This is a genomic window from Microcoleus sp. AT9b-C3 (genome assembly GCF_036705485.1).
Lineage (GTDB): Bacteria > Cyanobacteriota > Cyanobacteriia > Cyanobacteriales > Microcoleaceae > Microcoleus.
The window spans coordinates 1-26,143 of the sequence record NZ_JAUBUR010000011.1 but is presented as its reverse complement, the minus strand read 5'-3'; the positions used below and the strand labels follow the sequence as shown (position 1 = coordinate 26,143).

The window sequence follows — 26,143 nt, the reverse complement described above, 5'->3', positions numbered from 1 at the left end:
ATGACTGTTGACTGTTGACTGTTGACTCTATTTTATTATTCCGAGGTACGGAAACGATATTAGTCGCTGCTGGGTGGTTGACAATTCCCAATTCCCAATTCCCAATTCCCCATTATTAATTACCGAGATTTAAGATATTTCTGTAGACCGATGCAGCGATCGCACTTGGAACTAAAACAAGTGACAGCGGAATCAATCTGCCTAAATAGGCATCGCCTTCATGGTGCTAATTTGTTAAGATTTATAAAGGTCAGAGATATCCGCACAGTTGCAAACTCATCATAATTCTCACGCCAGAACCAAGCAGATGAGCAAAGTATAGAACAAAATTCTTATAAATTTCTTGCCCTAAAGCTAAAAGGCAAGTGGATCATGAACATCGAACTATTAAAAGAAAAATTAGAACTGCTCAAAAAACGTCCCAATTCTAGCAAAGGAACGATCGACCAAATCGAAAAATGGTTAATCGGTTCCCACATTTTGCAGAGATTGAGAATTAACCCTTACTACGTCGCAGGGGATACAGTCAAGAATATTAAAAGAATTACTTCGGAATTTCTGCACGGAGTAAAAGCCGGCGCCTTCGACTTGCACTGGGATATTCACTGTCCTCACTGCAACATGATTACAGAAGAATTTAAGGACTTGGCAGACACATCAGAAATGTCTTTTTGCCCGATGTGCGATCGCGAGTTTAAAATTGATTTGCTCGATCGCGTCGAAGTTACTTTTTCCCTGAACAAAGAAATCGAAAACCCGCAACTGCGGCCCGTCTGCGCTCCCCCTCCCGTACTCCAGAGCAAACTGCAACTGGTAACGCCTTTATACTGCACCGAATCCGAAACTGTAACCTTAGAAGAAGGTAGATATCGCTACTGCTGTCCCCTGACTTTAGCTAAAGGGATTTTAAAGGTTGAAGGCAAAGAAACAGAAGAAATACAAGAAATTAAACTCCAGCAGTTAGCCGGGCCAGATTTTGACAAAAAAGAGCTCGCTGTGCGTCCTGGAAAAGTCAAGATAGAATTAACTAATACCGAACACAATTTGTCGGGGCTGATTTTGCATTCTGATGAATTGCCCGATGAATTGACAGTAGAAAAACTGCCCCTGCGGCTGTCAGGAATGCAACTGCTTCATCACCCGGATTATAAGCGTTTGTTCGGCGATCAAGTAATATCGGAAAGAGAGCGAGTCAAGATTCGGGCGATTACTATTATGTTTACTGATATTACCGGTTCTACCAGAATGTACGAAACACTGGGAGATACTAAAGCTTACAATATTGTGCGCGACCATTTTGAAATTTTCTTTGACTCGATCGAGAAATTTGGCGGTAAAGTCATTAAAACCATCGGCGATGCCGTCATGGCTTCCTTTATCAGCAATGAACAAGCAATTATGACAGCCACCGATGCTGTGACCCGTTTCAGAGAATACAATTCAACTCGCCAACAAACAGAGTGGATTCAAGTCAGAATTGGTATTCACCGAGGTACGGCTTTGCTGGTAAATCTCAATAATTCGATCGACTATTTTGGCTCCACAGTCAACAAAGCCGCCAGGATTCAAAATCTTTCTAAAAGTGACGAAGTTTCGTTTTCCGAAGATGTTTACAACGACCAAGCATTTTTAAGTGCATTAAAAGCTGCTGGAGTGTCCGAAATTCACAAACGAGTTGAAGATTTAAAAGGGATACAAGGAGCGCAAGTCGCTTATACTGCTAGAATCAATACCGAATCTGTAATCGCGCTGTGTGCCCCATAGGTAATTGAAATCAGTAGAAAATTTTTAGAGGGCGATCGACTAATTTAGCAATTATACCAATTTAAGGTGAAGTGGCACATATCTCGATCCCCTTCGCATACCCCCTACTCCCCCTGGTTGTTGGGGGACGAAAGATCTGAATCGTGTCCCCCTCCCGCGGGGGGCTCGGATTGTATGCAGCCTCATAAAAAATTGGTATTACGTAGAAACCGGGTTTTTCTACAAAAAAAAATCGCCGACAAAAGTATAAAAAAACCGATTTATTCCGTATTTGTACATCAATCCTATAATCGCTATCACACAGCGCCTCATCCTTAAGACGGTTGCACCATGCGAGTAACTCAAGGTGAAATTACAATAGTCCGCATGACATTCTTCGAGGCTGACGATATTGGTTGGCTGCGAATAACTACGGTTTAAATGGATCTTATAAACTTATTTCCACAAAATACACGATAATAGATCGCGCCAGTTACCATCGACATGAAACCATCAGCAAAAAACGATGCCCCCTTTCCCATAGTTGGGATTGCCGCCTCAGCAGGAGGGTTGGAAGCATTCAGGGGGTTACTGAGCAATTTACCAGCAGATACGGGTATGGCGTTTGTGCTGATTCAGCATTTAGCGCCCCATCACAAGAGTATGCTTGCCGAGATTCTCGCGAGAGTCACGGAAATGCCTGTTAGTGAGGCAGAAGACGGCATGGCTGTAGAGCCGAATCAAGTCTACGTCATTGCGCCCAACACCAAGATGGTGCTATCTAAAGGCGTGCTGCAGCTATCTCCCCGCGAGAAGGTTTATGGCAAATTTATGCCGGGAGATGCGTTTTTTACGTCATTGGCAGCCGATCGCGGACACAAAGCGATCGGCGTAGTATTATCTGGGTCAGACGGAGACGGTTCACAGGGGCTCAGGGCAATCAAAGCAGCCGGAGGCATGACTTTTGCTCAATGTCAAGACACGGCAAAATTCGATAGTATGCCGAATACCGCTGTTGCGACAGGAAATGTCGATTTCATTCTGCCACCGGAAAAAATTGCCGAGGAACTGGCAAACTATAGTCGCAGTCCCCTTCTCTCTTCCACGATTTCCCTGAAAAAAGTTGAGGAATCGCCCCAACAGGCAGATGCCCTGGCAACTATTTTTGCGCTGCTCAAATCGACCGCAGGCGTTGATTTTAGACACTATAAACCCACTACGATCGCTAGACGCATCCAGCGGCGGATGGTGTTGTACAAGCTGGAAAGCTTGGAAGATTACGCCCAAAACCTCCGACAACATTCGGCTGAAGTCAAAGCTTTGTATGAAGAAATCCTGATCCACGTTACCAGTTTCTTCCGCGATCCCGAAGTCTTTAAAAAGTTAAAAGAGCTGGTTTTCCCCACAATTACCCAAAATAAATCGGCAAACGATCCGATTCGGATTTGGGTGGCAGGATGTTCCACAGGTGAAGAAGTTTATTCGATCGCCATTTGCTTGTTAGAGTTTTTGAGCGATCGAATCATCCAGCCGCCGATCCAGATTTTTGCCACCGACATTAGCGAGAACGCGATCGCCAAAGCGAGGTCTGGTTTCTACTTAGAAAACCAGATGGTAGACGTTTCACCAGAACGGCGTATTCGCTTCTTTGTTCGCGCCGAAGAAGGAGGTAGTTATACAATCTGTAAGGCAGTCCGCGAACTGTGTGTATTTGCCCGACAAGACTTAGGCAGCGACCCGCCTTTTTCCAATGTCGATTTAGTTAGCTGTCGCAATGTACTGATCTACTTGGCAGAGCCATTGCAAAAAAAAGTGATGCCGATTTTTCATTACAGTCTTAACCCAACGGGCTTTCTCCTGTTAGGCACTTCTGAGAGTACCGGAAAATTTTCATACTTGTTTACTTCAGTGGATAAAAAGTGTAAAGTTTATGCGAAAAATTTGACTGCAAGTCGTCCCTCTTTTTCGTTGACGCCGAGTTCGTATCCCGTCGCTAAAGCTGCTCAACAGCAGGGAGCGAATGAAGAAAAATTGATAAATAGCTTTGACTTGCAGCGAGCAACTGACCAACTGATTGTGAATCGCTATTCCCCACCAAGTGTGGTTGTCAACGAGCAGATGAAAATCATGCAAGTGCGGGGAGACATCGATCCTTACTTGAGAGTGGCAGCCGGAACGCCGGACTTAAACTTGCTGACTATGGCAAGAGAAGGCTTGATCGTTGATCTGCGGACTGCGATTTCTCAGGCACAAATGCAAAACGTTACTGTTAGGAAAGAAAGGGTATCGGTGGCAGCGGGCGGACGATATAATATCGTCAATATTGAGGTGATACCGTTCCCGTCACACCCCGCCGCAGCACGATATTTTTTGGTGCTATTTGAAGAGGCTTTACCCGCGGCGCTCAACTTCTGCCCCCTCTCTTCTGAAAGCTTCGATCGAGGTGATTTAGACCCTGAAATTAAACTGCTGAGGCAGGCACTTGCCAGCGCTAACGAAGAAAAAATGGCGAATCAAGCGCACCTGCAAGCGCTGCTCCAGGAGCAGGAAATTCTCAACCAAGACCTCACAATTGCGAACGAAGAAATCCTATCCAGCAACGAGGAGTTGCAAAGCACCAACGAGGAGCTAGAAACTGCAAAAGAAGAGATTCAAGCCACTAACGAGGAACTCACCACTACTAACGATGAACTTCGCAATCGAAATTTTGAACAGCAGCAGCTCAATAACGATCTGACAAATTTGCTTGCTAGTATTAAGATCCCCGTCTTAATGCTGGCAAACGATTTACAGATTCGACGATTTACGCCAACGGCTCAAGAAGTTTTTAATCTGATTCCGACAGATATTGGACGACCTTTTAACGATATTCGCTCGGCTCTTGATGTTCCTGATTTGTCAGCGATGATTTTGGAGGTGATTAATACTCTCCAGACGAAAGAACAAGAAGTTCAAACTTTATCGGGATATTGGTACAACCTCCGCATTCGTCCTTACCGCACAGCGGAAAACAGGATTGACGGTGTGGTAATAGTTTTGATCGATATTGATGCTCTTAAACGCAGTGCCAGAACTTTAGAGGAGGCCCGAAATTACGCTGAAACGATCGTGGAAACTGTGCAAACGCCTTTAGTCGCGCTAGATGCTGATTTACGAGTGAATAAAGCAAATCGAGCGTTCTATAAAACCTTTCAGGTTTCACCGTCAGAAATAACAAAATGTTCGCTGTTTGAGCTAGGCAACGGGCAGTGGAATATCCCCCAATTGCGATCGATATTGGAAGATATTCTGGTTAGTGATGTTGAGCTTCAAAACTTTGAGTGGGAGCACATTTTTGAGCAGATAGGGCAGAAAACTATGCTGCTCAATGCTTGTAAACTTGAACGAGAAGACCGAGCTTTAATGATTCTGTTGTCGATCGAGGATATCACTGAGCGCAAGCAGTTTGAGAAACAGCGATCGCAGTTATTGGAGCAGGAACAGTTGGCCCGCCAACAGGCAGAAACCGCTAACCGTGCTAAAGATGAATTTCTCGCGAATCTCTCCCACGAACTCCGCAATCCCCTGACTCCGATCCTGGGGTGGGCAAACATCCTGCGCTCCGGCCAGCTTAAGGAAGCAGCAGCGGATCGCGCTCTAGAGGTGATCGAGCGCAGCGCGAAGACACAATCTCAGTTAATCGAAGATATTCTAGATTTTGCCAGGATTACCAATGGGAAGCTGGCTCTTAATATCAATTGGATCGATCTGGTTGTGGTGGTGCAAGCTGCACTCGATGTGGTTCAATTATCAGCCGCAGCAAAAAACATTCAAATTGTTTCGCAGTTGAGCGGTGCGACTGTTTTAGGTGATGCTGCTCGCTTGCAGCAAGTTGTGTGGAATCTTCTGTCTAATGCCATTAAGTTTACTCCTGCGGGGGGACGAGTGGAAGTCACGCTGTCGGCGATCGAGAATCAGGCTCATCTTCAAATCAGCGACACGGGAAAAGGCATTCGGGCAGACTTTTTGCCGTATATTTTCGATCGTTTCCATCAAGCCGATTCCAGCAGCACTAAGCGGAATCAAGGGCTAGGATTGGGTTTGTCGATCGTGCGCCATCTGGTAGAATTGCACGGAGGAACGGTGCAAGCCGAAAGTCCCGGTGAGGGACAAGGAACTACACTGACTGTGAGATTGCCGTTGCGGTTGTTGCCTCAAGAGTTGACTTCGGCAATCAATTTAAAGTCAACTGTTTTGGTAGGGCCTTTAAACCCCTCAAATCATGTCGTCCCCTCTCTCGAAGGCTTGCACGTTTTAGCTGTAGACGATCGGATCGATACCAGGGAACTCTTAGAATTTGTGCTCAAAAGCTACGGGGCGGAAGTTTGGACGGTGGAATCTGCCAGAAGTGCGATCGCTGCTATGAAGGAAAACCCCGGCAGATATGACGTGCTAATCTCGGATATCGGAATGCCAGAGGATGATGGGTATTTCTTAATTCGAGAAGTGCGAGCTCTTGCTGCAGAAGCCGGAGGAGAAATCCCAGCCGTTGCGTTGACTGCGTATGCGAGCGATCGAGAGCGCGAAAGGGCGATCGAAGCTGGTTTTCAAATACATATTTCCAAACCTGTCCAGCCCGATCAAATAGCATTAATAGTTGCCAATTTAGCGGGAAGATCTTAATTTTTTGATAGTAGGGACACAATAATGTTGTGTCCTAATTTTGTAGATACACAACAAGAGTTATGTCCAGAAAAGCCTGTTTTGAACAGGCTTCCCGGCCTGTTCCACAATAATTATTAGAGATGTCTAATTTTGTCTCATGATTTTGTAGGAACACAACGATCGCGGGCAATTAAGAATTGCCAAAAATAGCGCAATATGGGAAAATGTAAAAAAATATAAAAATTACGGAGTTCAGATTCTTGGTAAATATTAAATGTCGGGGCATTACCTTCTCAAATATCGAAGCCGTAATCTTTGACAAAGACGGCACTCTAGAGGATTCTCAGGAGTTTTTGAGACTGTTGGGGATTAAGCGATCGCGCCTCGCAGACGCTCAAATTCCGGGCGTTGGAGAGCCTTTACAAATGGCTTTCGGCATCGAAAGCGGCAGCATCGACCCCACGGGCTTGCTAGCAGTGGGCAGTCGCAGGGAAAATGAGATTGTTGCAGCGGGATACATCGCGGAAACCGGCAGGGGATGGCTGGAATCTTTAACTATTGCGCGCCGCGCTTTTGACGAAGCTGACGAAATGTTTAAAAATAGTGCTGTTTCTCCTTTATTTGTCGGCAGTTTGGAAGTGCTTAAATATCTTTCGGAAGCGGGTTTAAAACTGGGAATTCTTTCGGCGGCTACGACGGACGTAGTGCATAAATTTGTGAAACACCACGCATTAGGTGACTACATTCAGTTAGAGATGGGAGTGGATTCAACGGTTCACAAACCAGACCCGAAATTGTTTTTGGAAGCTTGTGAGAAACTCGGAGTAAATCCCGCAGCAACTTTGATGGTGGGAGATTCAGCGGGCGATATTCAGATGGGTAAAAATGCGGGCGCGGCTGGCTGTATCGGGATTTGTTGGGGGAAGGCCCAGGTTAGTCATTTGGAAAATGCGGATGTGGCGATCGCATCTTTGGATGAAATTACAATTTTAGCAGATTGAGCAAACATCACATCGCCTGGGCAGGTTTTGCTTGGGAAAATCTCGCTTGTAGCTGAGTCCCGATCCCCCCTAGCCCCGCTTAAAAAGGGGGGGACAAGAGTGTTTTAAGTCTCCCTTTTTAACGGAGAAGAGTATTCTCTTTCGTCCCGTTAAGAAGGGGGACAAGAAAGAGCATCCAAAGTCCCCCTTCTTAAGGGGGATTTAGGGGGATCTGGCCTCGGCTATAAGCGAGAGATACAAAGGTTTTTAATCTTAAGTTAACACGATAAAAAGCATTGCCGTTTCCCTACAGCTAACAACGCAAACCTAGAATTACTACATCTCTTTCAAAGCCGTCAAGTTCGGCAACTTGTGGCAGATATCCCCAGCGCTGAAAGCCAAATTTCTCAAACAATCTTACACTCGGCTGATTGTGAGCAAAAATTATTCCTATTAGAGTTTTAAGCTTCAATTCTGGACTCCGCACAATTGCCGATTGCAATAAATTTTGTCCGATTCCGCAGCGTTGGCGATCGGGTGCAACGTAGATGCTAACTTCTGCTGTATGCTGATAGGCAGCGCGTCCGTAGAAAAGCTGAAAACTCAGCCAGCCAACAATATTTTGTTCTGATTCCATTACCAAAATCGGCCAGGAATTGGGCGAGTGTTCTCTGTACCACGGGAGGCGGCTTTCGACTGAGACTGGTTTTAAATCTGCTGTGGCCATTCTGCCCGGTATTGCTGCGTTATATATTTGGACAATTGCTGGCAAATCGCTTTCTTCTGCGTCGCGAATTTTCATCGTTGGGTTGACGGTTAACTGTTGACTGTTGACTGTTGACTAATGACTAATAACTAAGGACTCTTGTACAGTTCCATAATATCGCTGAGGGCCATTCTTGAATTTGGTCCCAAAGTCAGGGGCGATGTGTGTCCTCGCTGCAAGTGTTCTGCCGCCGCACAGCCAATCATTGCTGCGTTGTCCGTACAATATTTTAATGGCGGAAACAATACTCGCAAGTTGTGTTTTGCTGCTGCTGCTTGTAAATTTTTTCGCAGTCCGCTGTTAGCTGCAACTCCCCCACCGACTACAATAGTGGTAAGCCCGAAATTTACGGCACAGTCGATCGCTCTTTTTGTTAAACCCTTGGCTACTGTTTCCTGAAAGCTGGCCGCAATATCATTAATTGTAGAGGCAGGCAAGGTGCTTTCCGCACCCACATTGTTATTTTGTTTCTTGAGTTTCTGTACTAATTGCAAAACTGCGGTTTTCAAGCCGCTAAAACTGCTGTCGTAAGGATGGTAGCCGCCACCAGGCAAAGAAATTCTGCCTTCTGGTAGGGGGTATGCTTGGGGATTGCCAAGGGTGGCCAATTTGTCAATCAGCGGCCCGCCCGGATATCCTAGCTGCAACAGTCTCGCAACTTTATCAAAAGCTTCGCCGGCGGCGTCGTCGCGCGTGTGTCCTACTGTTTCGTAAACGCCGCAATCTTTGACATAAATAAAGCTAGTGTGTCCCCCGGAAACTAACAAACACAAAAACGGTGGCTGCAAGTCTGGTTCGGTAAGGTAAGAAGCGTAGATGTGCCCTTCGAGGTGGTGGACGCCTAAAAAAGGTTTTTGATGGACTATTGCCAAGCTTTTCGCCGCTGTCAGCCCGACTAACAATGCACCTACTAAACCGGGGGCACAAGTCGCTGCAATGCCGTCAATTTCTGACCAACTCAGGTTTGCTTCACCGAGACACTGGGCAATTACCTGATTGAGCATTTCTAGGTGACTCCGCGAAGCGACTTCCGGCACTACTCCGCCAAACTGCTCGTGGATTTTAATTTGTGATGCTACAACATTGCTGCAAACTTGACGATTCTTAACAATCGCTGCTGCTGTTTCGTCACAACTTGTTTCGATCGCGAAAATGGTTGCCATTAACTGGTAATTTTATTTGATAGGTTAGTTATTGCTAGCTTAGCTAATTCGGCGCCAGTCCCCCGCTCTACCTGTACTCAGGTTATTGTTAAGGGATATTTGCCCGATCGACAGGTAAGGCCATCATCTGATGCAAGGAAGGAATATCCTCGCGGTATTGCTAGCTCAGCATTGACCTATGAAAACGGGAATCCCTCATTCTATTGCGCTTTGCCACATCAATGATGGATACTTTACACTGTCAACAAACACGGTAATCTGGATTCCAGATCGGCAAGTTGAAATGCTTGTACAAAAACTTATTGTTTTGTAACAAAAGGAAACAATTCCATGCGACGATTGTTTGCTGCAATTTTAGTGTTGAGTGTCTGGTTCAGTTTTGCTCCAGTTGCTTCGGCTTACAATTTAGTGCCGTGCAAAGACTCTCCCGAATTCAAGGAACTGGCTAAAAATGCACGTTCTACAAATGGCGACCCGGCATCTGCGAAAGCAAGATTCGATCGCTACTCTCAAGCTATGTGCGGCCCGGAAGGATACCCGCACTTAATCGTAGACGGCAACTTGAGCAAAGCAGGGGACTTTTTGATTCCTAGCATACTGTTCTTGTATATGGCAGGTTGGATTGGTTGGGTGGGCCGTTCTTATCTGCAAGTTACCAAAAAATCAGCAACCCCAGAGGAAAAAGAGATTATTATCGACGTTCCTTTGGCAATCAAATGTATGCTGAGCGGCGTTTTATGGCCTCTGGCAGCTCTGACATCAATCACCAGCGGTGAAATGTTTGCGAAGGACGACGAAATTACTGTTTCCCCCCGCTAAAATTGGGAAATGGAGAAGAGCTAATAGCTAACAGTTAATCTATTAACTGCAAATTAGCAATTAGGGCGCTTATCGATCGGCAATTACCAACTGTCTCGAATTTTCAGGAGCAGAATTCATGCAATACTTTGTCAAGTTTCTTTCGACAGCACCAGTATTGGCTATCCTTTGGATATCTATTCAAGCTGCGGCTTTAATTGAATTTAATCGCTTTTTCCCCGACCTGCTTTTCCATCCAATGCCTTAAGATTTGAGGGAAATTAGGTTGCAAAACCTAGAAAGCAAAAGTTGAGAGTTTTGATTTTTGAATGATGAGTTACAGGTTAATTTAAAGCTCAAATATCAAAACTCTCAAGCCATACCAGTTCGTGCCAGACAGCGCATAAATGGGTAAAATCCAAGGATATCAACTATTTAGTTATCAAATTAGTTACCAATGACTAATGACTAATGACTAATAACTATTGACTATTGACTAATATTGTGAATCGATGAAGTCTTATCTCGCCGCAGCAATTCAAATGACTAGCTTGCCTGACCTGCAAAAAAATTTGGTTCAGGCAGAGGAATTAATCGACCTGGCAGTGCGTCGGGGTGCGGAGTTAGTTTCCTTACCAGAAAATTTCTCGTTTATGGGAGAAGAGGAAGAAAAGATTGCTCAAGCAGAGGCGATCGGGCTCCAAAGCGAAAAATTCCTCAAAACAATGGCACAACGGTTCCAGGTAACGATTCTGGGCGGCGGATTTCCCGTGCCGACTGCTGGGGGGAAGGTATACAATACTTGTTTGCTGGTAGACCCAAACGGCACTGAAGTGGCAAGGTACAGAAAAGTACATTTGTTCGATGTGGATGTTCCCGACGGCATTACTTACAGGGAATCGAACACTGTGAAAGCTGGTGAAGATTTGCCATCGCTTTATGTGTCGCCGGAGTTGGGGACGCTGGGACTTTCGGTGTGCTATGACGTGCGGTTCCCGGAAGTGTACAGGCATTTGTCGTACAAGGGGGCTGATATTTTGTTCGTGCCCGCGGCGTTTACTGCTTACACAGGCAAGGATCACTGGAAGGTTTTGTTGCAAGCTAGGGCGATCGAAAATACTTGTTATATGATTGCCCCTGCACAAACTGGCCGCCACTACGGTCGCCGTCAAACTCACGGCCACGCGATGATTATAGATCCTTGGGGCGCGGTTTTGGCGGATGCTGGAGAGGAACCGGGTGTGGCGATTGCAGAAATTAATCCCGATCGACTAGAACAAGTCCGCCGCCAGATGCCATCTCTGCAACACCGGGTTTTTATTTGAAGGAATTTTGAGACCGATTGGTCTCAAAATTTCAGTCCCTGTCAATCGATTTTAGATTTTAGATTTTAGATTTTAGATTTTAGAGGTTGCAGGGCGATCGCGAACAATGCGAAAGCAATTTTTGAATTGAAGAATCGACCCCATACCTGCTCGTACAACATAATATAGCAACCGCTACATCGGTCTTGACATAAACAACGTGATGAATAGCTCCCCCGATCCCTTGCTTCATCAACGGTTTGAGGCGGATACTAGAGCCTTTCTCAGTAACATCAGGTGTTCTGGGATATAGGGCACAGCGGGCTTACCTCACAAAGCGATCGAACTGCTATATGTAACTGCCAACTGTCAACTGCTATATATTGTTTAATACAGGTTCAATGACCGTGCAGTTCTGCTAAAAGGCGAATTGGCAACAGTAGAATTGCACGAAATGCGTCTTTTTGGGATAAATGAAACACACTCTTTCGGTTTTAGTTGAAGATGAAGCGGGTGTCCTCACTCGAATTGCTGGTTTGTTTGCCCGTCGGGGTTTTAATATTGAAAGTCTGGCCGTTGGCCCGGCGGAACAAGGAGGAATTTCTCGGATTACGATGGTTGTACCGGGAGACGACCAAATTATCGAGCAGTTGACAAAACAACTGTACAAGTTGATTAACGTGCTTAAAGTTCAGGATATAACGGAAATTCCCTGTGTGGAACGGGAGTTGATGTTGCTGAAAGTTAATGCTGCTAGCGGGACGCGATCGGAGATCATTGAGTTAGCTCAAATTTTTAGAGCGCGAGTGGTCGATATTGGTGATGATACGCTGACATTGGAAGTTGTCGGAGATCCCGGTAAAATGGTGGCGATCGTCCAGGTTCTCAATAGATTTGGGATTAAGGAAATTGCTCGTACTGGGAAAATTGCCCTGACGCGGGAGTCGGGTGTAAATACTGAGTTTCTCAAGTCTTTGGAAGCGAAGCTTTAAGGAAGTTGACGGTTGACAGTTGATGGTTGACTGTTGACTGTTGACTGTTGACTGTTGACGGTTTACTTGTATGGGTTATTAATTAATTGTTGGCTATCAATTATTTAAACAAGCTAATATGGAAAGCTTTCACCAGCTACAAGTTTATCAATTAGCTGAAAAAATATCAAACGAAATATGGTTTATTGTTAAAAAATGGGACGAGTTTACGAAGGATACGATGGGCAAACAAATAGTGCGATCGGCTGATAGTGTTGGTGCTAATATTGCAGAAGGACATGGACGCTATAGCTGCCAAGATAATCAGCGTTTTGTTAAAATTGCCAGAGGCTCCTTAAACGAAACAAGACACTGGTTAAGACTAGCCTACGCTCGAAATCTTTTAACTCAAGAACAGAGCGATCGACTGCATCCCTTATTAAATGAACTTTCACCAAAACTTAATGCTGATCTTAACTCACTAAAACAAAAACCCAAAAGTTAACAGTCAACAGTCAACAGTTAACAGTCAACAGTTAACAGTCAAATTACCACTTGGGTTGACTTTCTATCAAAAGTGTGGCTGCGATGCTGTCTATCGGCTTTGAGAAAAAGTATCCTTGTCCGTATTCGCATTGCAGCGCTCTGAGTAAATTAAGCTGTTCGCTGGTTTCGATGCCTTCAGCAATTACATCCATACCTAAATGACTGGCTAAAATTAAAATAGTCTGTACAATCGCTTCGTTGCCTTCATCTTCAGTCATGCGGCTGACAAAAGCTCGATCAATTTTTAAAGCATCAGTTGGAAAAGTGTGCAGGCGGCTCAAAGAAGAATAGCCAGTGCCGAAATCGTCAATATATAATTGAATTTCTAAATTTTTCAATTCCGCGAGGATAGCGACTGCCGATTCGGCATTCTCCATGATGACGCCTTCAGTAATTTCTACCTTTAAAGTGCGGGGGTCAAGCTGAGTTTCTTGTAAAATTTCGCGAATGCGATCGATTAAATCCGGTTGTTTAAATTGTTGATTAGAAAGGTTGACGCTGACAGTCAAGGGCGGATTTGCTGGGAATTTTTGGTGCCACTCGTGGATCTGATGACAAGCCGATCGCATCATCCACCAGCCCATAGGTATAATCAATCTAGTTTCTTCAGCTACTAAAATAAACTCGGCAGGAGATACGACACCCCGCTCCGGGTGATACCACCGCAGCAGCGCTTCAAAACCGCTGATTTTACCCGTAATTAGAGAGACGATGGGCTGATAGTAAAGCTGAAATTCCTGGGAGTCTAAAGCGCGTCGCAGGTCGTTTTCCAGTTGCAAAAGGGCGACGGCGCGAGTGTGCATACTTAAGTCAAAAACTTCGTGGCGAGCTTTGCCCAATCCCTTCGCATGATACATGGCAGCATCTGCATCTCGGAGCAGTTCTTCCGGTCGATCGTACAACATGGCGAACGGGACATTGGGAACAGGAGAGTCGGAAGATAAGCAAGACAAAGAAGTTTCCCGATCGATATTTCCCAGATTTTCGGGACTCGACAGTTTGCGAGTTTCCGTTGGATACGGAGGAAAACCAGAACAAACAATGCCAATGCTAGCACTGGTAAAAACTTGATATTCGTTAAGGTAAAAAGGCTCTGCCAGTTCCGCCTGCACTCGTTCGGCAATCTGGATCGCATCCTCGGCGCTTTTGATATTTTCCAGCAAAATAGCGAATTCGTCGCCGCCGAGACGGGCAACAGTATCTCCAGCGCGTAAACAGATTCCCAGGCGCTGCGCGATCGCGATCAGCAACCGATCGCCCACTAAATGCCCCAAACTGTCGTTAACAACCTTAAAGCGATCGAGATCGATAAACAGCACCGCAAACAAAATCTCGGGGCGGCGTTTTGAAAGATCGATCGCGTGTCCCAAGCGATCCATAAATAAAGATCGGTTGGGCAAACCGGTTAGCATATCGTGCAAAGCATCGTGTACTAACTTATCTTCGGCTATTTTGCGGAGGGTAATATCTTCGACAGTGCCTTCGTAGTAAAGTAAATTTCCATCAGGGTCACGAACTGCCCGGCCGTTCTCCGAAACCCAGATAGTAGTGCCGTCAGCGCGGTAAACTTGGGACTCGAACTCAGACACAAAACCTTGTTTTTCGATCGCGCGCAAAAACTCGACACGCCGGCTGGGATCGACGTAGAGTTGGCGGTCTATGTCTTGGATATTCGCGATCAATTCGGCCGCCGACTCGTAGCCGTAAATTCTCGCCAAAGCAGGGTTAGCGCTGAGGTAGCGTCCGTCGGGCGTTGTCTGAAAAATGCCTTCGATCGCATTTTCAAAGATACTGCGGTATTTCTCTTCCGCCTGTTGCAGGGCGAATTCTGCCTGCTTGCGATCGGTGATATCGGTCAACGTGCCTAGATAGCCTAGAACTTCTCCGCTTTTGGTCATTTCTGGCACTGCTTGCCAAAATACCCAGGTTGTGAAGTCACCGTTGCAAAAGCGATACTCTAACTTACAGGGCAACTTTTGTGTAACAGCGCCATACCACTGGCTCAAAACACGCTCGCGGTCTTCGGGATGCAAACTTTGCGCCCAACCTTCGCCTAGTGCCTTTGGCGCCGTCAGTCCCGCCATCTCCAAAAATCGCTCATTGACATACAAGCAATCTCCAGCCGCGTCGGCGCGGAAAATCCCGACCGGCAGTATTTTTGCCAAAGTGTAATAGCGGTATTCACTTTCTAGCAGCGCGCTGGCTGCTACTTTAGTCTCTGTGATGTCAAACATTGCACCTTGAAGGATGACAGACTTGCTTGCTTCATCGCGAACTGCAGTCGCTTGATCGCGAAACCAGACGACTCGACCGTTGCGGGCGATCGCGCGGTATTCTGAAACCAGCGACCCCTCGCAGAAGATATCTTCTCCATCGCTGAATTTCTGTGTAGCGTTTTCAACTAACACGCGGTCGCGGTCTTCTGGGTGAACGAGTTTCAGCCACAGGTCGGGGTCGGCTCTCCATTCAGCTACAGAATAACCCAGAAAAGTCTCGATTTGCGGGCTGATGTAAAGTTTGGCAGCCTTGCGGTTGAGGGGAGAAATGTAGGTGACAGCGGGCATTTGTTCTACCAAGGCGCAGTATTTCGCTTCTACAGTGGACAGTGCTGCTTCTAGGCGCTGCCGCTCTAATTCGGCGGCGGCCCGTCCCGCAAAGATGCTGAGAATTAATCGGAATTTGGCCAGATCCGCTTCGACCAAGGGTCGATCGTGAAAAATACAAATAATGCCTAAAGGTTCCCCGTAAGAGTTCTTAAGCAAGACTCCTAGGAAACTGCGCGCACCTTTAACTACCGGTCTGCGGTCTTCTGGAAAAGTTTCCCACAGGTAGTCGGGACACGAATACATTCCCGCCTCGAGCACCCGCGCTTCGGGAGTATTGGCGGTGTCGAACTCAAAGTTTGGCTGCTGCTGTCCGTCGCTCCAAAAACTGATAAGTTGCAATCTATTGGTCGCAGCATTGGTGCGTGCCTTCGACTTAATCGATTTGGCAGCGACGGCGGTGCGAACTCCGAGTGCTGAGGCTAAGTGGCAAACTAAGGCATCAAAGAATTCAGCTCCCCCCGGCGAATCAGTAGCTGCTAGGATTTCGCCCAGCAAATGTTCTTCTAATTGCTCGGAAGCAGTAACTTTGGGAGGATTCTCGGCATTCGGGCGATCGGGATTTTCTCCCATCGAACCCGAAATGCTCAGATTTAGGGTTTTGCTAGTTCCAGACCCCAAAAGAGGCGAAGAATTAACACTTAGGCGCTCTTGCTTGGCCAAGAATACAGCGCGGCCCATACCTAAAACTTTACCCAAGAAGCTGTCAGTTGCCGGCCACTGATTTGAGTTGGGGAAAATCAAAAAGTTTTTCCGCATTTTCAATCCCGCAGATAAATCGTCGGGCTTTAATTCTGCCAACTGCCGTTGCTCTTGGGCTAGCGGTAGATTGGAAGGCCTTCGGCGCCACTTGAGATAAATCGCGGACACCAAGGCTAAAGTCGCCGATAATCCCAGAAAATATGCAAGAATCTCAAAGTAAAAAAATAAATCTAGCTCGAACATCGATTAGCACCGCTCGACAATTATGGTAGTTATCTGAAGCCAATCTATTTAAAAATAACTAAGTATCGTCACGGATGGGTAACGAATACAAGGTCAGATCGCCGTGAAGGCGACAAGAGAGTTAACAGTTCACAAAAAACCGGACAATACTTGACATTACCAAACTTTTTGTTGTTCTTTTCGTACCGGATCAACCCGGACAGGTGAAATTGCAAACACATATACGGTTGTGGCACTCCTCTAAGAGTGAGTTTTCGTTTACTTTTATAATCATATTTAACGCGGCCTTGACATCAGCATTAATCCGACTTTCATTGAAAGACCTAAACCACCCTCGTTTACCTCTCTTACGCTGGTAAGACTCTTGCTTACCCACAGGCTCTAAATCCCAAAAGCTGTGCTTATTTGTATAAGATGCTTGTGTAACTATTACCTTGATACCGAATAACTCACTTTTGTAAGTAATAAATTTTATGAGCTGGCTAGGAGGAATTACCATAAAATTATCATACTTTTTTTCTAATCTTATATTTTGTTTATACGTCACATTTGTGCCAATAATTAACTGGATAATTTTCTCATCCACCAACCGCTTGACAATCAAACTGCTGGTTTGATGAAGGTAGTTTTCTAATTGCTTGTTTCGATTAAAGGTGATTTGCTGGGTTTGGCGCGTGGTAGATTTTCCCTGATCAAGTTTTGACAGTAAAAATGCTCGGCGCTGATTGAAACCTTGATTGATTGATTTGAGATGTTTTTTATCATATATAGTTGGAGTAAATGTTGGCTTATTGGATGCCACAACTACGAGATAATCGATCCCTAAATCTATACCTGTTATGAGGTGATAATTTAAATCCACCAACCTTACAAGCTTTTGATGGGCAGCCTTAACAAAGTATAGCGCTGTTTCAAGACCTATACCTACCTTGATTAAAATTGGAAATTTTGTAGAAATTATTAGGTCATTTTGAGATAAATAAAGTAGTTTATTATTTTTGTTGCCTACCCTTTTTTCTATCGATTGGTTATCATGACTTACCAAGTTATGTCCCCAGATTTGATGTTTGTATTGGGGGATGCTGGGGAGGAATGAAAATCGAGGTATATCTCGGTCATAAGCTATTTTTGACTTTTGGCCGTCCTCCCAATCGTGAACTACTTGTTTGAGAATTTGCTTGAGAACTTGATGGCTAATTGTAGCAGGGAATGATTGAGAGATATCTGTAGGTTTTAAAAGGGCCGATAACTCTTTGATAATTCTGGTACTACCCCCTTTAGCTCCTGAAGTAAAAAAGTGTTTCCTCATATAATATTTACCATGATTGTAGAGATTGAACGACAGAAAGAAAAAGTCCTCAAACTGTTTATAAAACTGATGCTGCCGATCTATGTAAGGCCTTTCAACAACAATCATAAATTTGGGGATAAACGAAAAGTTTTTTGTTGCTTTGCTAAGCAATATACAATAAAGTCTACGGATTATCTGATCTAGTGTAACACCCATGATGAAAGCGATCGTTTTTCAAACCCCCGGCAGCCCGTCCGTATTGAAACTGCAAGATATCCCCGCCCCTACTATACAAACAGAAACTGAAGTTTTGGTACGGTTGCGAGCGGCAGGTATCAATCCGATCGATACTAAGTTGCGATCGCGCGGCACTTTTTACCCCGATAAAGCTCCTCACGTTTTGGGGTGCGACGGTGCTGGAGTCGTAGAGGCTGTCGGTGCTGGTGTGCAAAGTTTCCAAGTGGGAGACGAGGTTTTTTTCTGCAATGGCGGTTTGGGCGGGTCGATCGGTACTTATGCTGAGTTTGCCGTTGTAGACGAACGCTTTCTCGCCCTCAAGCCTGCTGCTTTAAGTTTTGCTGAGGCGGCGGCGGCACCGTTAGTTTTAATTACAGCTTGGGAATCGCTGTACGATCGAGGGCGCTTGGAAGCCGGCCAAAAAGTGCTGATTCAAGCTGGTGCCGGCGGTGTCGGCCACGTCGCGGTACAGTTGGCTAAGTTGCAGGGGGCAGAGGTTTGCACAACTGTTAGCTCTGAGGAAAAAGCCAATTTTGTCAAGCACTTAGGGGCAGATTCAGTTATTTTATACAAAAATACCAATGTTGTCGATGAGGTTTTGACTTGGACTCAAGGACAAGGAGTTGATTTGGCTTTCGATACAGTCGGGGGAGAAACTTTTTACCAAACTATTCCGGCGGTGAAGATTTATGGAGATTTGGTAACAATTTTGGAACCCGATCCAGCTTTGGGCAATTTGAAAACAGCGAGAATGCGGAATCTGAGAATTAGTCTGGAATTAATGTTAACACCAATGCTGGAAGGTTTGGTGGAGGAACAGGAACAGCAGGCTCATATTTTGCAGAAGTGTGCTCGTTTGTGCGATCGCAACTTGCTACAAATTCACGTCAGCAAAACTTTCCCTCTCGAAGAAGCGCAAGCCGCTCACGAACTGTTAGAAACAGGCTCAGTAACTGGTAAAATAGTGTTTGAAATTGGGGGTTAAAAATGCGGATTTTTAAATTGGCGGGTTGAAGAATCGCAGGCGATTGAGAATTGGGGGCGATTTCCAGAGACTGTTGGTGAATTTAAAAAGGGTGAAACAAAACATCCCATAATCATCCCAGGAAAGCTATAGTAATCCTTGCAGGAGCAGTAAATTTTTTACCCCACCCCAACCCTCCCCTTACCAAGGGGAGGGAGTAAGAAATTCACAAATGATGCGAGGATTGCTAAGCTGTTGTACACCTAATTTGACAGTCAATTTTTATATAATTATTGTGGAACGGGCAGGAGATCCCGTCGGGAGAATCTCACTTTTGCAGCCAAGCCAGGTAGAAATCTAAGTTTTGAGGCAGAAGGCAGGAGGAAGAAGGAAGGAGCCAGAAGAAGTGTTTTTACAAATATGAGATGCTCCCCATACTACTCACCATTTGCATAATACAGGTCGTGACGCAATAATTAGTTGGGCGGGCGAATCGCTTTGCCCATCCTATACAGTTTTAGGTTATGATTGAGAATTATTAAACTGCATTTTTCAAAGGAACTTGCTTTGCTGAGGATAAACAATTATGGATAACTTCTAGAGCAACAGCTTTAACTACATTAATACTTACACTATTACCCAGTTGATGATAAGCTTTATCATCGTTAGGATGCAAAATAAAACTATCTGAAAAACCTTGTAACCGTGCTGCTTCGCGGGGAGTAATCCTGCGGACTCGGTTATGAGAGTAAACCCCTAATCTATTAGCATCACTGGCAACAATTGTTACCGAAATCTTATGCGGAGCGAGAAATTTATAGACTTCAAAGGAAAAGTTACTGGCTACAGGTTTGTGCTGATTGTTGTTCCCTTGCAGGTACTTTTTTGTTACCAAGGAATCCAAAATTTTATCGAGATTGGGATGAGCAAAAAAAGTAGCTATTTGCTCTTTAGTTAATAGCTTGTCATCTGGGTCATGCCCAAATTATTTATTTCGCCTTTTCAAAATAAAACTCTTCATCAACTCAATTTTGTCTAAACTGAACTCGCCTCGCAAACCCAGTTCCCAAGAATGAAGAGAAGTGCCACCGCGATAGTCAATTAGTCGCCTACCCGGTACTGGTAAAGTAACTGAGCGTCGGGATTAATTTCGCTGCTTAAGAGGCATTCCGTTCCCAGATTCAAGGAACGAGCGGCGGCTTCAAACGCTAATCTCATGCCCCCTCTTCCTGAGAATAAGTCAATAAAACGGATTTTTTTCATGGCTATTAAGCCGGCGGTAAAAACTCATCTTTTCTACTATTTTTCAATCGAGGCAGAGCCTCTAGATATTCATTGGTCTTCGAGGAGATTGCCTTGAGAGTCTTCGAGGAGAGTGAGAAGTGCTACAGCAGACTGGGGGTCGAAGCCGACGACCTGAAACTCCTCGACTATAATTTTTTCTTTGTTGGAGCTTTGCGCTATGCTCGTGACAGCTTCGCGAAGATTTTGCATTGCTGTACTGATGGTCTCTTTGGCTATCATGGTTTCCTCGACTTGATGCCCTTTTGGGGCAACAATTTGTAAGTTATTCATGGGTATATTCTTCTTCCGAAGAATTGAGTATGATTGAAAGGCAATAGGGATGAGTAGAATTTTGTAGGGTGGGTTATGCTGACTCTAACCCACCTCGACTGAGGCATTTAGAGGGGAATTAGATGGTGCGTGTAACGCATGTTTTAGCACCCGATGAAAGCGGCGCTCGCACTGCTTTTATTCGAACCACGCTATCCCAAATAATACATAATGGGCATCACTCCAGAAACGACCCCATTGCGTATCGGTTACTATAATAGGATTAACAGGAATTCCGTTTGGACCTATGACTGGAACTTCATGTGGATTAACAACTGTTCCGCTTGTAATGATGTGGTCTAGAGTCTGAGCATCATGTGTCAAGTGATGTGGATTTACAACACCTTGTGGGAGTTCATGTTCATATATATTCAAATCTCCTGCTATTATCCAATTGCCTTGCTGCTGAGTGAGTAGATTAACCGCCTGTGCCACACCCGCGCTGGCGAAGTGGTGTTGAGGTTCAGTATGCCATGTTAAAAAATTGAAATCTACTTCACGAAAACCGAATTGGAGTTGGACTGGCGGACGAGACTGGGCTAATCCTTGCAAAAACGACGCTGGATTGAAATACTGCCAATTACCAATCAATGTCAATCGCTGTCGATTATAAAGTATCAAATAACCATCAGTTGTTGCACTTGCTGGGGCTGGAGCATTTATGTTAGGGCGTGGTGGGTACTCATTATTAACTTTTATGCATCCATAGGGTGTGTTACGAATGTTTGCAAATATTTGATGGTTGTCATCAGTCAAAATTGACTGCGGGATCTCTTGGAAAGCAATGATATCAATATTATTGTCAGCTCCATAGTTAACCAGCTCATTCACCCGATTTGCAACCTCCGATGTCGGTCGGTCGTTACCATAAGGGTCAACGCCGGCTGCTAACCTGCCATGGAAAACATTCCATGTTGCTATTCTTACTACATGAGCGGTAATGTTGGACTGCTGACTATTAGCCTCTGCAATGGATTTAAGATAATGGACATTGTTATCGACCGAATGAATAGCGATGTATGCAAGCATTGTGCTGTTTACTGCACCTCCTATGGCGGCTCCTACTAACGGACCTCCTATGGAGGTTCCTGTAAGAGTAAAGCCAGTAGTTATGGTCGCTACCATAGCTAGTCCAACCCACGCCCACTTGTCATCTGAAAAATCTCTCTTCTGAAGTCGATTTGTATATCTGTGGGCAGTCGTTATCGTTTTATAGGGGTCTTTAGACGGAACTGTATTGCATTCACAATGGAAGCCAACTCCCTCAGGCACTGTCATCGTCATCGTCCAATTTCCGGGCTTGGGGTCTTTGACAATAAGACATCGAACCGAAGAATCCGACATGATCACCAGTAGGTTTTCTTCTTGAATGTCGCGATCGTATTTGGTTCCATCGGGATCTTGAATTGTCAGTATTGCACCAGTTGGGAAATCTACCGTATCATCATCTTTAGTGAGGACAGCATAAAAATATGGGGCACCCGCTTCGATATTCATCGTATGGCTATGAGAGATATCCCCTTGTTGCTCACTAGAAGCTCTATTACATACACAGTAGCAGTAAGAATTCTCCCCTCGTACTTCAATCCAGCCTTTTTGTACTTTGGGTAAAGGAGCAATAGTCATCATTAAACGACCATCTTCCCCAGGCCCCTCATGGAGGATGTACAACTCGCCATTATAGGCTTTTACAGCGGGAGAACCGGATAGACCAATATTTGTATTTCGATCTTCATGTTTTGAATCGTAATTCAAAGTACGTAGGGAACCATCTGCTCCAGGTCCCTCATAAAAGCAGAAGAGCTTGCCATCGATTACTTCCAGAGAGGGAGGACCAGTTATACTAATTACTGGCGCTGCTAGCTCCGCTGTCGGAAAGAATTCTTGGTCTTTAGACCATTCTGTACCGTTAAAATCACAATGCCACAAGGTGCCACTTTCAGACGATCCCTCATGCAAGCAAATTAGCCGATCATTTAATACCGCTAGACCTGGTGCACCAGAGCTTTTGATAAATGGCGGAGCAGAGCCGAAAGTTCCTGCTTTGAGGTCCCAAGGCCATTTTCCTCCTGATGACAACTTTGAATCTTCAGACCAAGTCTGAGTATTTTTATCAAAAGTGCAGCCCCACAGCAACCCATCTTCCCCTCGTCCCTCGTGAACGCAGAAAAGCTTCTCACGATACACTGCTAAAGCCGCAGAGGGGTTGTTATGTCTCCTCGATCCTACTCCTACATTCAGCCTTATATCTTGAGACCATTCGTTACGTTTAAAATCAAAAGTGCAGTACCATAGGTAACCATCTTCTCCTTGTCCCTCATGAACGCAGAAAAGCTTGTTATCATAGACCGCCACGGCTGGTGGTCCACCTGTTCCAAAACTCAACTTTATATCTTGAGACCATTCGTTACGTTTAAAATCAAAAGTGCAGTACCATAGGTAACCATCTTCTCTTTGTCCCTCATGAACGCAGAAAAGCTTGTCATCATAGACCGCCACGGCTGGTGGTCCAGATGTACCAATAATGTTGGCGCTATCAGTCGTTAGGGCTTTAGCATTATCAAAAATACCTAAAGGGGTGATAGATGGCTCTAACGTCGAGGGCAAGGGCGGTTTCTCCGGATTACCTGAGTTTTGGTAAAGAGCTTTAATGATACTCTTATTATCTTCCCAGACATCATTAGAAAGTTCCCAAATAATCACTCCCTGCGCTCCCACATCCTTTAAGAAATTCAGTTTGCTAACAGCAGTGTCTGGAGTTTCAAAGTAGATATTGTGAGTATACGGGTAATTTCCTGAAGCAGAGATAAAAGGAGGTCTAGGTGTACTTCCCGACACTTTAATATTGCCATTGGCAGCCGTATGAGCATCCGGAAATTGAGCCAGGATATCTTTGTACCGAATAGATTTATACCCTGGAGGAACTTCACCACTCAGGTCATCTGGATCTTTCCCGTAGGCAAAGTCATAGCCATAGATTGGAACTCCTCCCGCTATCTTATCTCTGGGTATATTTTGTCCCTTACCTTGCCAGTTCACAAATAATGGGTTCGTCCAGTACCAGAGAGTATCTTCCACAGAAAGAATCGGATTATTGACGGGGCCTTGATCTTGATTTTGGGGATCGGGCCACTTCCCCTGTTGCTCTCGCAGATAAGACTCTTGATTGCGTATTTTAAGAAGCGCTGACTGAGGTCCGACTGGAGACGCATTCCACGAACCCGTCAGATCATAGGTCATAATCGCAAGCCAATCAGTATAGTCTGCTAATTTCGGATCGTAGTTATTGCCATACCATGAGGTGCCAAAAATAGCTGCGGAAACCAGTTTATCAGGCATCGCTTGCTTTAATTTTTGGGCAAATGAAGTTAATGCAAATCCTGCTGGGTGGGGGCCATCCGCTTTTGCTCTTCCTCCTATATCTCCTTGACCGGGCTTACCCCACCAGCACTCTAAATCCAGGTCTACGCCATCGAGATTGTTTGACTTGACAAAATTGACTACATTTTGTACGGCGAGATCCAGAAGTTGATTATCGGGATTATTTCCTATAGAAGTCATCAAATTGAGAAATCCATAATCAACTGCACCTCCCAGCGCAATTAAGATTCTGGTGCCGTTTCGATGTCCGGTGTTGACCACATCTGAGAGGATTGCCTTAACGTCATCCAAGGACTTTGGTTCAAACTCACTGAGATTTACCTCACTAAACATGAGAAACGAGACGATACCGTGGGTGATGTATCGATACATCTCATCATTGGCATAGTTAAATCCCTCTTTCTTTCTCCAAGTAGGAATATAGGCAATGATTTTAGCTTGTGCGGTCGGCGTGTGAGGTGTTTGATCGTACAACTCATCGTAAAACCGCCAACCATTATAAGCTGCATCCCCTACCCCTGGTTCTGAAGCCCCGAAGTTGGCATAAAAGATGTTGCCTTGGTATTTGACCATTGCTCCTGTCTGGTATCCTTCGCTTTTAGCTACCCAGTCAGGAACGTTTGAATAATATTGAGAGAATCCCATTTTTCAACTTTTTTCGCTAAATAAACTGTTCTACATTTAACTTACAATAAATCTGCCATTAGACATCTCCGATTAGGAGACTAAAACCCTTGCAATGCTGGAGTAAAAATCTAAATTCGGTCGATGTCTAATGAAGATAGATGCCGTTAGAAAACTGATTGACCCATAAAATTTCCTTGAGGACTGTAGCGGCAAACGAGTCTAGCGTTCCCATCACCACCGTCAACAACAGCACATCCTACTTGCGTAGTATTCTTCCAAACCATTTGAGTATAGTGACCGACATCCTGCCAATTGCCAGTATTACTAACATTCGGGAAAGTTCCACTGACAAAATGCTGCTTTTCGTTACCAAAACTCTGAATCATTTGCGTAAAAGAGAACGCCCCTGAAGTACCCATCCAAAGGTTCTCTCCTTCTCCTTCCGCTCCACTATGCTCAAATAATCCGTTAGAACTGAGGTAATTTGCCCACTCTTGAGCATGACTCGCCAAAGTATCAGACCAAGTGAGGGGTGGAACTCCGACTTGCGATCGGTACGAGTTGTGGGCGTTCAGGATCTCTTGCGCCATACCACCGCCTGACGGAGCAGATGGAGTACCTTGTTCGACTTGTTTGAAGGATGAGATCATATCATTCCAGGCGTTGGTGACCCAAGGATATTGACCTGGTGTAAGCTGAAAACTTCGCCCTTGGAAGTTTGCATGCTCAAAAAATTCCCAAGTGCCGGAGTAAACTTTAATTGAGGATATTTTGTCGTTCCAAAAATCCCCAACATAAGAATAGTCCTGATCCAGAGAACCTGATGCGGTTCCAGAGAATTGGGAATCCACAAAAATTTCGACTGACATAATTAACGCTCCAAAATTTGAAAAAGAGTTATTTCTGGCTTCTTCGGGTCAATATAAATCCATTTGCAAGTGTTAGTTGCAGAAGGTCAGTTTGATTGGCTAACCTTCTGCACTCTTAATAACTGCTATTAGCAGTGGTTAGTTGGACAAGCTTTCCAAATCTGTTAAGCAGGAATTTGAAGTTTCTGACCAATTTGCAAACTTGTAGGGGAAACGCCAGGATTTGCACCTGCAATTTTGTTCGCGTTCGCATCGCTACCATCACCATAGTAGGCAAGTGCAAGATTGGAAAATGTATCTCCAGACTCTACAGTATGTTGACAGGGGGGTTGACCTTGTTTACTGGACATATTTTTTCCTTGAAAGATTATTGACGTAGTTGTGTTAGATAAGTAGTTAGACAGAATTAACTACACAAATACATAAATACAATCATCCTAAATTAGCGACGGGTGCATCTACTAATTTAGTCTTTCGCCTCACAGCACCTCTTTCAGGACACTTTGGCAGAATTTAGGAGAATTTGTGGCGAGGGCGGGCGATTGACAAAAAAAACCCGGCCAAAATTGGTCGGGAGTTAGATCCCGTCTCTGGATTCAATTTAAATGCGTAGCAGCTTATATAGCAATCCTAAATCATTATCAAGACTATGATACAATTATATGCAATACTCGATCGTGAATAAAAAAATGAATAA

19 protein-coding genes are annotated in these 26,143 nt (G+C 44.9%); 9 read left to right on the top strand and 10 right to left on the bottom strand.

Translation table 11 applies throughout. The features are described from left to right. Window positions 1-372: 372 nt before the first annotated feature. The 3 genes from QUB77_RS12500 to QUB77_RS12490 all read left to right on the top strand — a co-directional run bounded on the left by QUB77_RS12500 (window position 373) and on the right by QUB77_RS12490 (window position 7,388). On the top strand, window positions 373-1,764 hold the full coding sequence (locus QUB77_RS12500; RefSeq protein WP_333172706.1) for an adenylate/guanylate cyclase domain-containing protein: 1,392 nt from the start codon (window positions 373-375) through the stop codon (window positions 1,762-1,764). A 483-nt stretch (window positions 1,765-2,247) separates the two neighbouring features. Beyond that, window positions 2,248-6,405: a chemotaxis protein CheB gene (locus QUB77_RS12495; protein WP_333172709.1), complete on the top strand. Its 4,158-nt coding sequence runs from the start codon at window positions 2,248-2,250 to the stop codon at window positions 6,403-6,405. 242 nt (window positions 6,406-6,647) lie between these two features. Continuing rightward, a complete protein-coding gene (locus tag QUB77_RS12490) occupies window positions 6,648-7,388 on the top strand; it encodes an HAD family hydrolase (RefSeq protein WP_333172711.1) in 741 nt (246 codons plus the stop codon). Between the two features lie 292 nt (window positions 7,389-7,680). Here QUB77_RS12490 and QUB77_RS12485 read toward each other — a convergent pair whose 3' ends face one another. Together QUB77_RS12485 and tsaD are read right to left on the bottom strand one after the other, a co-directional pair. Then, window positions 7,681-8,169 (bottom strand): N-acetyltransferase family protein, encoded by a 489-nt coding sequence (locus QUB77_RS12485; protein WP_333172713.1) that lies wholly within the window; start codon window positions 8,167-8,169, stop codon window positions 7,681-7,683. A gap of 53 nt (window positions 8,170-8,222) precedes the next feature. Continuing rightward, on the bottom strand, window positions 8,223-9,296 hold the full coding sequence (gene tsaD / locus QUB77_RS12480; protein WP_333172715.1) for a tRNA (adenosine(37)-N6)-threonylcarbamoyltransferase complex transferase subunit TsaD: 1,074 nt from the start codon (window positions 9,294-9,296) through the stop codon (window positions 8,223-8,225). Window positions 9,297-9,626: 330 nt separating this feature from the next. On the opposite strand from tsaD, the gene QUB77_RS12475 reads away from it, so the two are divergent. The 5 genes from QUB77_RS12475 (at window position 9,627) to QUB77_RS12455 (ending at window position 12,874) form a co-directional block, all read left to right on the top strand. Then, window positions 9,627-10,115, top strand: coding sequence for a Photosystem I reaction center subunit III (locus tag QUB77_RS12475; protein ID WP_333172718.1), 489 nt, complete (start codon window positions 9,627-9,629; stop codon window positions 10,113-10,115). Between the two features lie 118 nt (window positions 10,116-10,233). Beyond that, a complete protein-coding gene (psaJ, locus tag QUB77_RS12470; protein WP_333037175.1) occupies window positions 10,234-10,362 on the top strand; it encodes a photosystem I reaction center subunit IX in 129 nt (42 codons plus the stop codon). 244 nt (window positions 10,363-10,606) lie between these two features. After that, a complete protein-coding gene (locus QUB77_RS12465) occupies window positions 10,607-11,419 on the top strand; it encodes a carbon-nitrogen hydrolase family protein (protein WP_333172720.1) in 813 nt (270 codons plus the stop codon). Between the two features lie 452 nt (window positions 11,420-11,871). Then, a complete protein-coding gene (gene ilvN, locus QUB77_RS12460; protein ID WP_333172723.1) occupies window positions 11,872-12,390 on the top strand; it encodes an acetolactate synthase small subunit in 519 nt (172 codons plus the stop codon). 118 nt (window positions 12,391-12,508) lie between these two features. Beyond that, on the top strand, window positions 12,509-12,874 hold the full coding sequence (locus QUB77_RS12455) for a four helix bundle protein (protein ID WP_333172725.1): 366 nt from the start codon (window positions 12,509-12,511) through the stop codon (window positions 12,872-12,874). 43 nt (window positions 12,875-12,917) lie between these two features. On the opposite strand, the gene QUB77_RS12450 is transcribed toward QUB77_RS12455, so the two are convergent. Further along, on the bottom strand, window positions 12,918-16,463 hold the full coding sequence (locus QUB77_RS12450; protein ID WP_333172727.1) for an EAL domain-containing protein: 3,546 nt from the start codon (window positions 16,461-16,463) through the stop codon (window positions 12,918-12,920). A gap of 190 nt (window positions 16,464-16,653) precedes the next feature. Then, complete coding sequence (locus QUB77_RS12445; protein ID WP_333172730.1) at window positions 16,654-17,880, bottom strand: transposase; 1,227 nt, start codon at window positions 17,878-17,880, stop codon at window positions 16,654-16,656. A gap of 91 nt (window positions 17,881-17,971) precedes the next feature. On the opposite strand from QUB77_RS12445, the gene QUB77_RS12440 reads away from it, so the two are divergent. After that, complete coding sequence (locus QUB77_RS12440; protein ID WP_333172759.1) at window positions 17,972-18,976, top strand: zinc-dependent alcohol dehydrogenase family protein; 1,005 nt, start codon at window positions 17,972-17,974, stop codon at window positions 18,974-18,976. 517 nt (window positions 18,977-19,493) lie between these two features. Here QUB77_RS12440 and QUB77_RS12435 read toward each other — a convergent pair. From QUB77_RS12435 to QUB77_RS12410, 6 genes are all read right to left on the bottom strand, one after another. Further along, window positions 19,494-19,850, bottom strand: coding sequence for a DNA cytosine methyltransferase (locus tag QUB77_RS12435; protein ID WP_333172733.1), 357 nt, complete (start codon window positions 19,848-19,850; stop codon window positions 19,494-19,496). A gap of 206 nt (window positions 19,851-20,056) precedes the next feature. Continuing rightward, window positions 20,057-20,173, bottom strand: coding sequence for a hypothetical protein (locus tag QUB77_RS12430; RefSeq protein WP_333172735.1), 117 nt, complete (start codon window positions 20,171-20,173; stop codon window positions 20,057-20,059). A gap of 114 nt (window positions 20,174-20,287) precedes the next feature. Further along, complete coding sequence (locus QUB77_RS12425) at window positions 20,288-20,530, bottom strand: hypothetical protein (RefSeq protein ID WP_333172737.1); 243 nt, start codon at window positions 20,528-20,530, stop codon at window positions 20,288-20,290. A gap of 177 nt (window positions 20,531-20,707) precedes the next feature. Beyond that, window positions 20,708-24,595: a glycosyl hydrolase family 18 protein gene (locus tag QUB77_RS12420; RefSeq protein WP_333172739.1), complete on the bottom strand. Its 3,888-nt coding sequence runs from the start codon at window positions 24,593-24,595 to the stop codon at window positions 20,708-20,710. A gap of 146 nt (window positions 24,596-24,741) precedes the next feature. Continuing rightward, on the bottom strand, window positions 24,742-25,446 hold the full coding sequence (locus QUB77_RS12415; RefSeq protein WP_333172742.1) for a CAP domain-containing protein: 705 nt from the start codon (window positions 25,444-25,446) through the stop codon (window positions 24,742-24,744). A 164-nt stretch (window positions 25,447-25,610) separates the two neighbouring features. After that, a complete protein-coding gene (locus QUB77_RS12410; RefSeq protein ID WP_333138832.1) occupies window positions 25,611-25,796 on the bottom strand; it encodes a LysM domain-containing protein in 186 nt (61 codons plus the stop codon). Between the last annotated feature and the right edge of the window lie 347 nt (window positions 25,797-26,143).

Bases quoted from the DNA above. Each gene is read 5' to 3' on its own strand.
- QUB77_RS12500 (WP_333172706.1), top strand. From the start codon at position 373: ATGAACATCGAACTATTAAAAGAAAAATTAGAACTGCTCAAAAAACGT.
- QUB77_RS12495 (WP_333172709.1), top strand. From the start codon at position 2,248: ATGAAACCATCAGCAAAAAACGATGCCCCCTTTCCCATAGTTGGGATT.
- QUB77_RS12485 (WP_333172713.1), bottom strand. From the start codon at position 8,169: ATGAAAATTCGCGACGCAGAAGAAAGCGATTTGCCAGCAATTGTCCAA.
- tsaD (WP_333172715.1), bottom strand. From the start codon at position 9,296: ATGGCAACCATTTTCGCGATCGAAACAAGTTGTGACGAAACAGCAGCA.
- QUB77_RS12475 (WP_333172718.1), top strand. From the start codon at position 9,627: ATGCGACGATTGTTTGCTGCAATTTTAGTGTTGAGTGTCTGGTTCAGT.
- psaJ (WP_333037175.1), top strand. From the start codon at position 10,234: ATGCAATACTTTGTCAAGTTTCTTTCGACAGCACCAGTATTGGCTATC.
- QUB77_RS12465 (WP_333172720.1), top strand. From the start codon at position 10,607: ATGAAGTCTTATCTCGCCGCAGCAATTCAAATGACTAGCTTGCCTGAC.
- ilvN (WP_333172723.1), top strand. From the start codon at position 11,872: ATGAAACACACTCTTTCGGTTTTAGTTGAAGATGAAGCGGGTGTCCTC.
- QUB77_RS12455 (WP_333172725.1), top strand. From the start codon at position 12,509: ATGGAAAGCTTTCACCAGCTACAAGTTTATCAATTAGCTGAAAAAATA.
- QUB77_RS12450 (WP_333172727.1), bottom strand. From the start codon at position 16,463: ATGTTCGAGCTAGATTTATTTTTTTACTTTGAGATTCTTGCATATTTT.
- QUB77_RS12445 (WP_333172730.1), bottom strand. From the start codon at position 17,880: ATGATTGTTGTTGAAAGGCCTTACATAGATCGGCAGCATCAGTTTTAT.
- QUB77_RS12440 (WP_333172759.1), top strand. From the start codon at position 17,972: ATGAAAGCGATCGTTTTTCAAACCCCCGGCAGCCCGTCCGTATTGAAA.
- QUB77_RS12430 (WP_333172735.1), bottom strand. From the start codon at position 20,173: ATGAGATTAGCGTTTGAAGCCGCCGCTCGTTCCTTGAATCTGGGAACG.
- QUB77_RS12425 (WP_333172737.1), bottom strand. From the start codon at position 20,530: ATGAATAACTTACAAATTGTTGCCCCAAAAGGGCATCAAGTCGAGGAA.
- QUB77_RS12420 (WP_333172739.1), bottom strand. From the start codon at position 24,595: ATGGGATTCTCTCAATATTATTCAAACGTTCCTGACTGGGTAGCTAAA.
- QUB77_RS12415 (WP_333172742.1), bottom strand. From the start codon at position 25,446: ATGTCAGTCGAAATTTTTGTGGATTCCCAATTCTCTGGAACCGCATCA.
- QUB77_RS12410 (WP_333138832.1), bottom strand. From the start codon at position 25,796: ATGTCCAGTAAACAAGGTCAACCCCCCTGTCAACATACTGTAGAGTCT.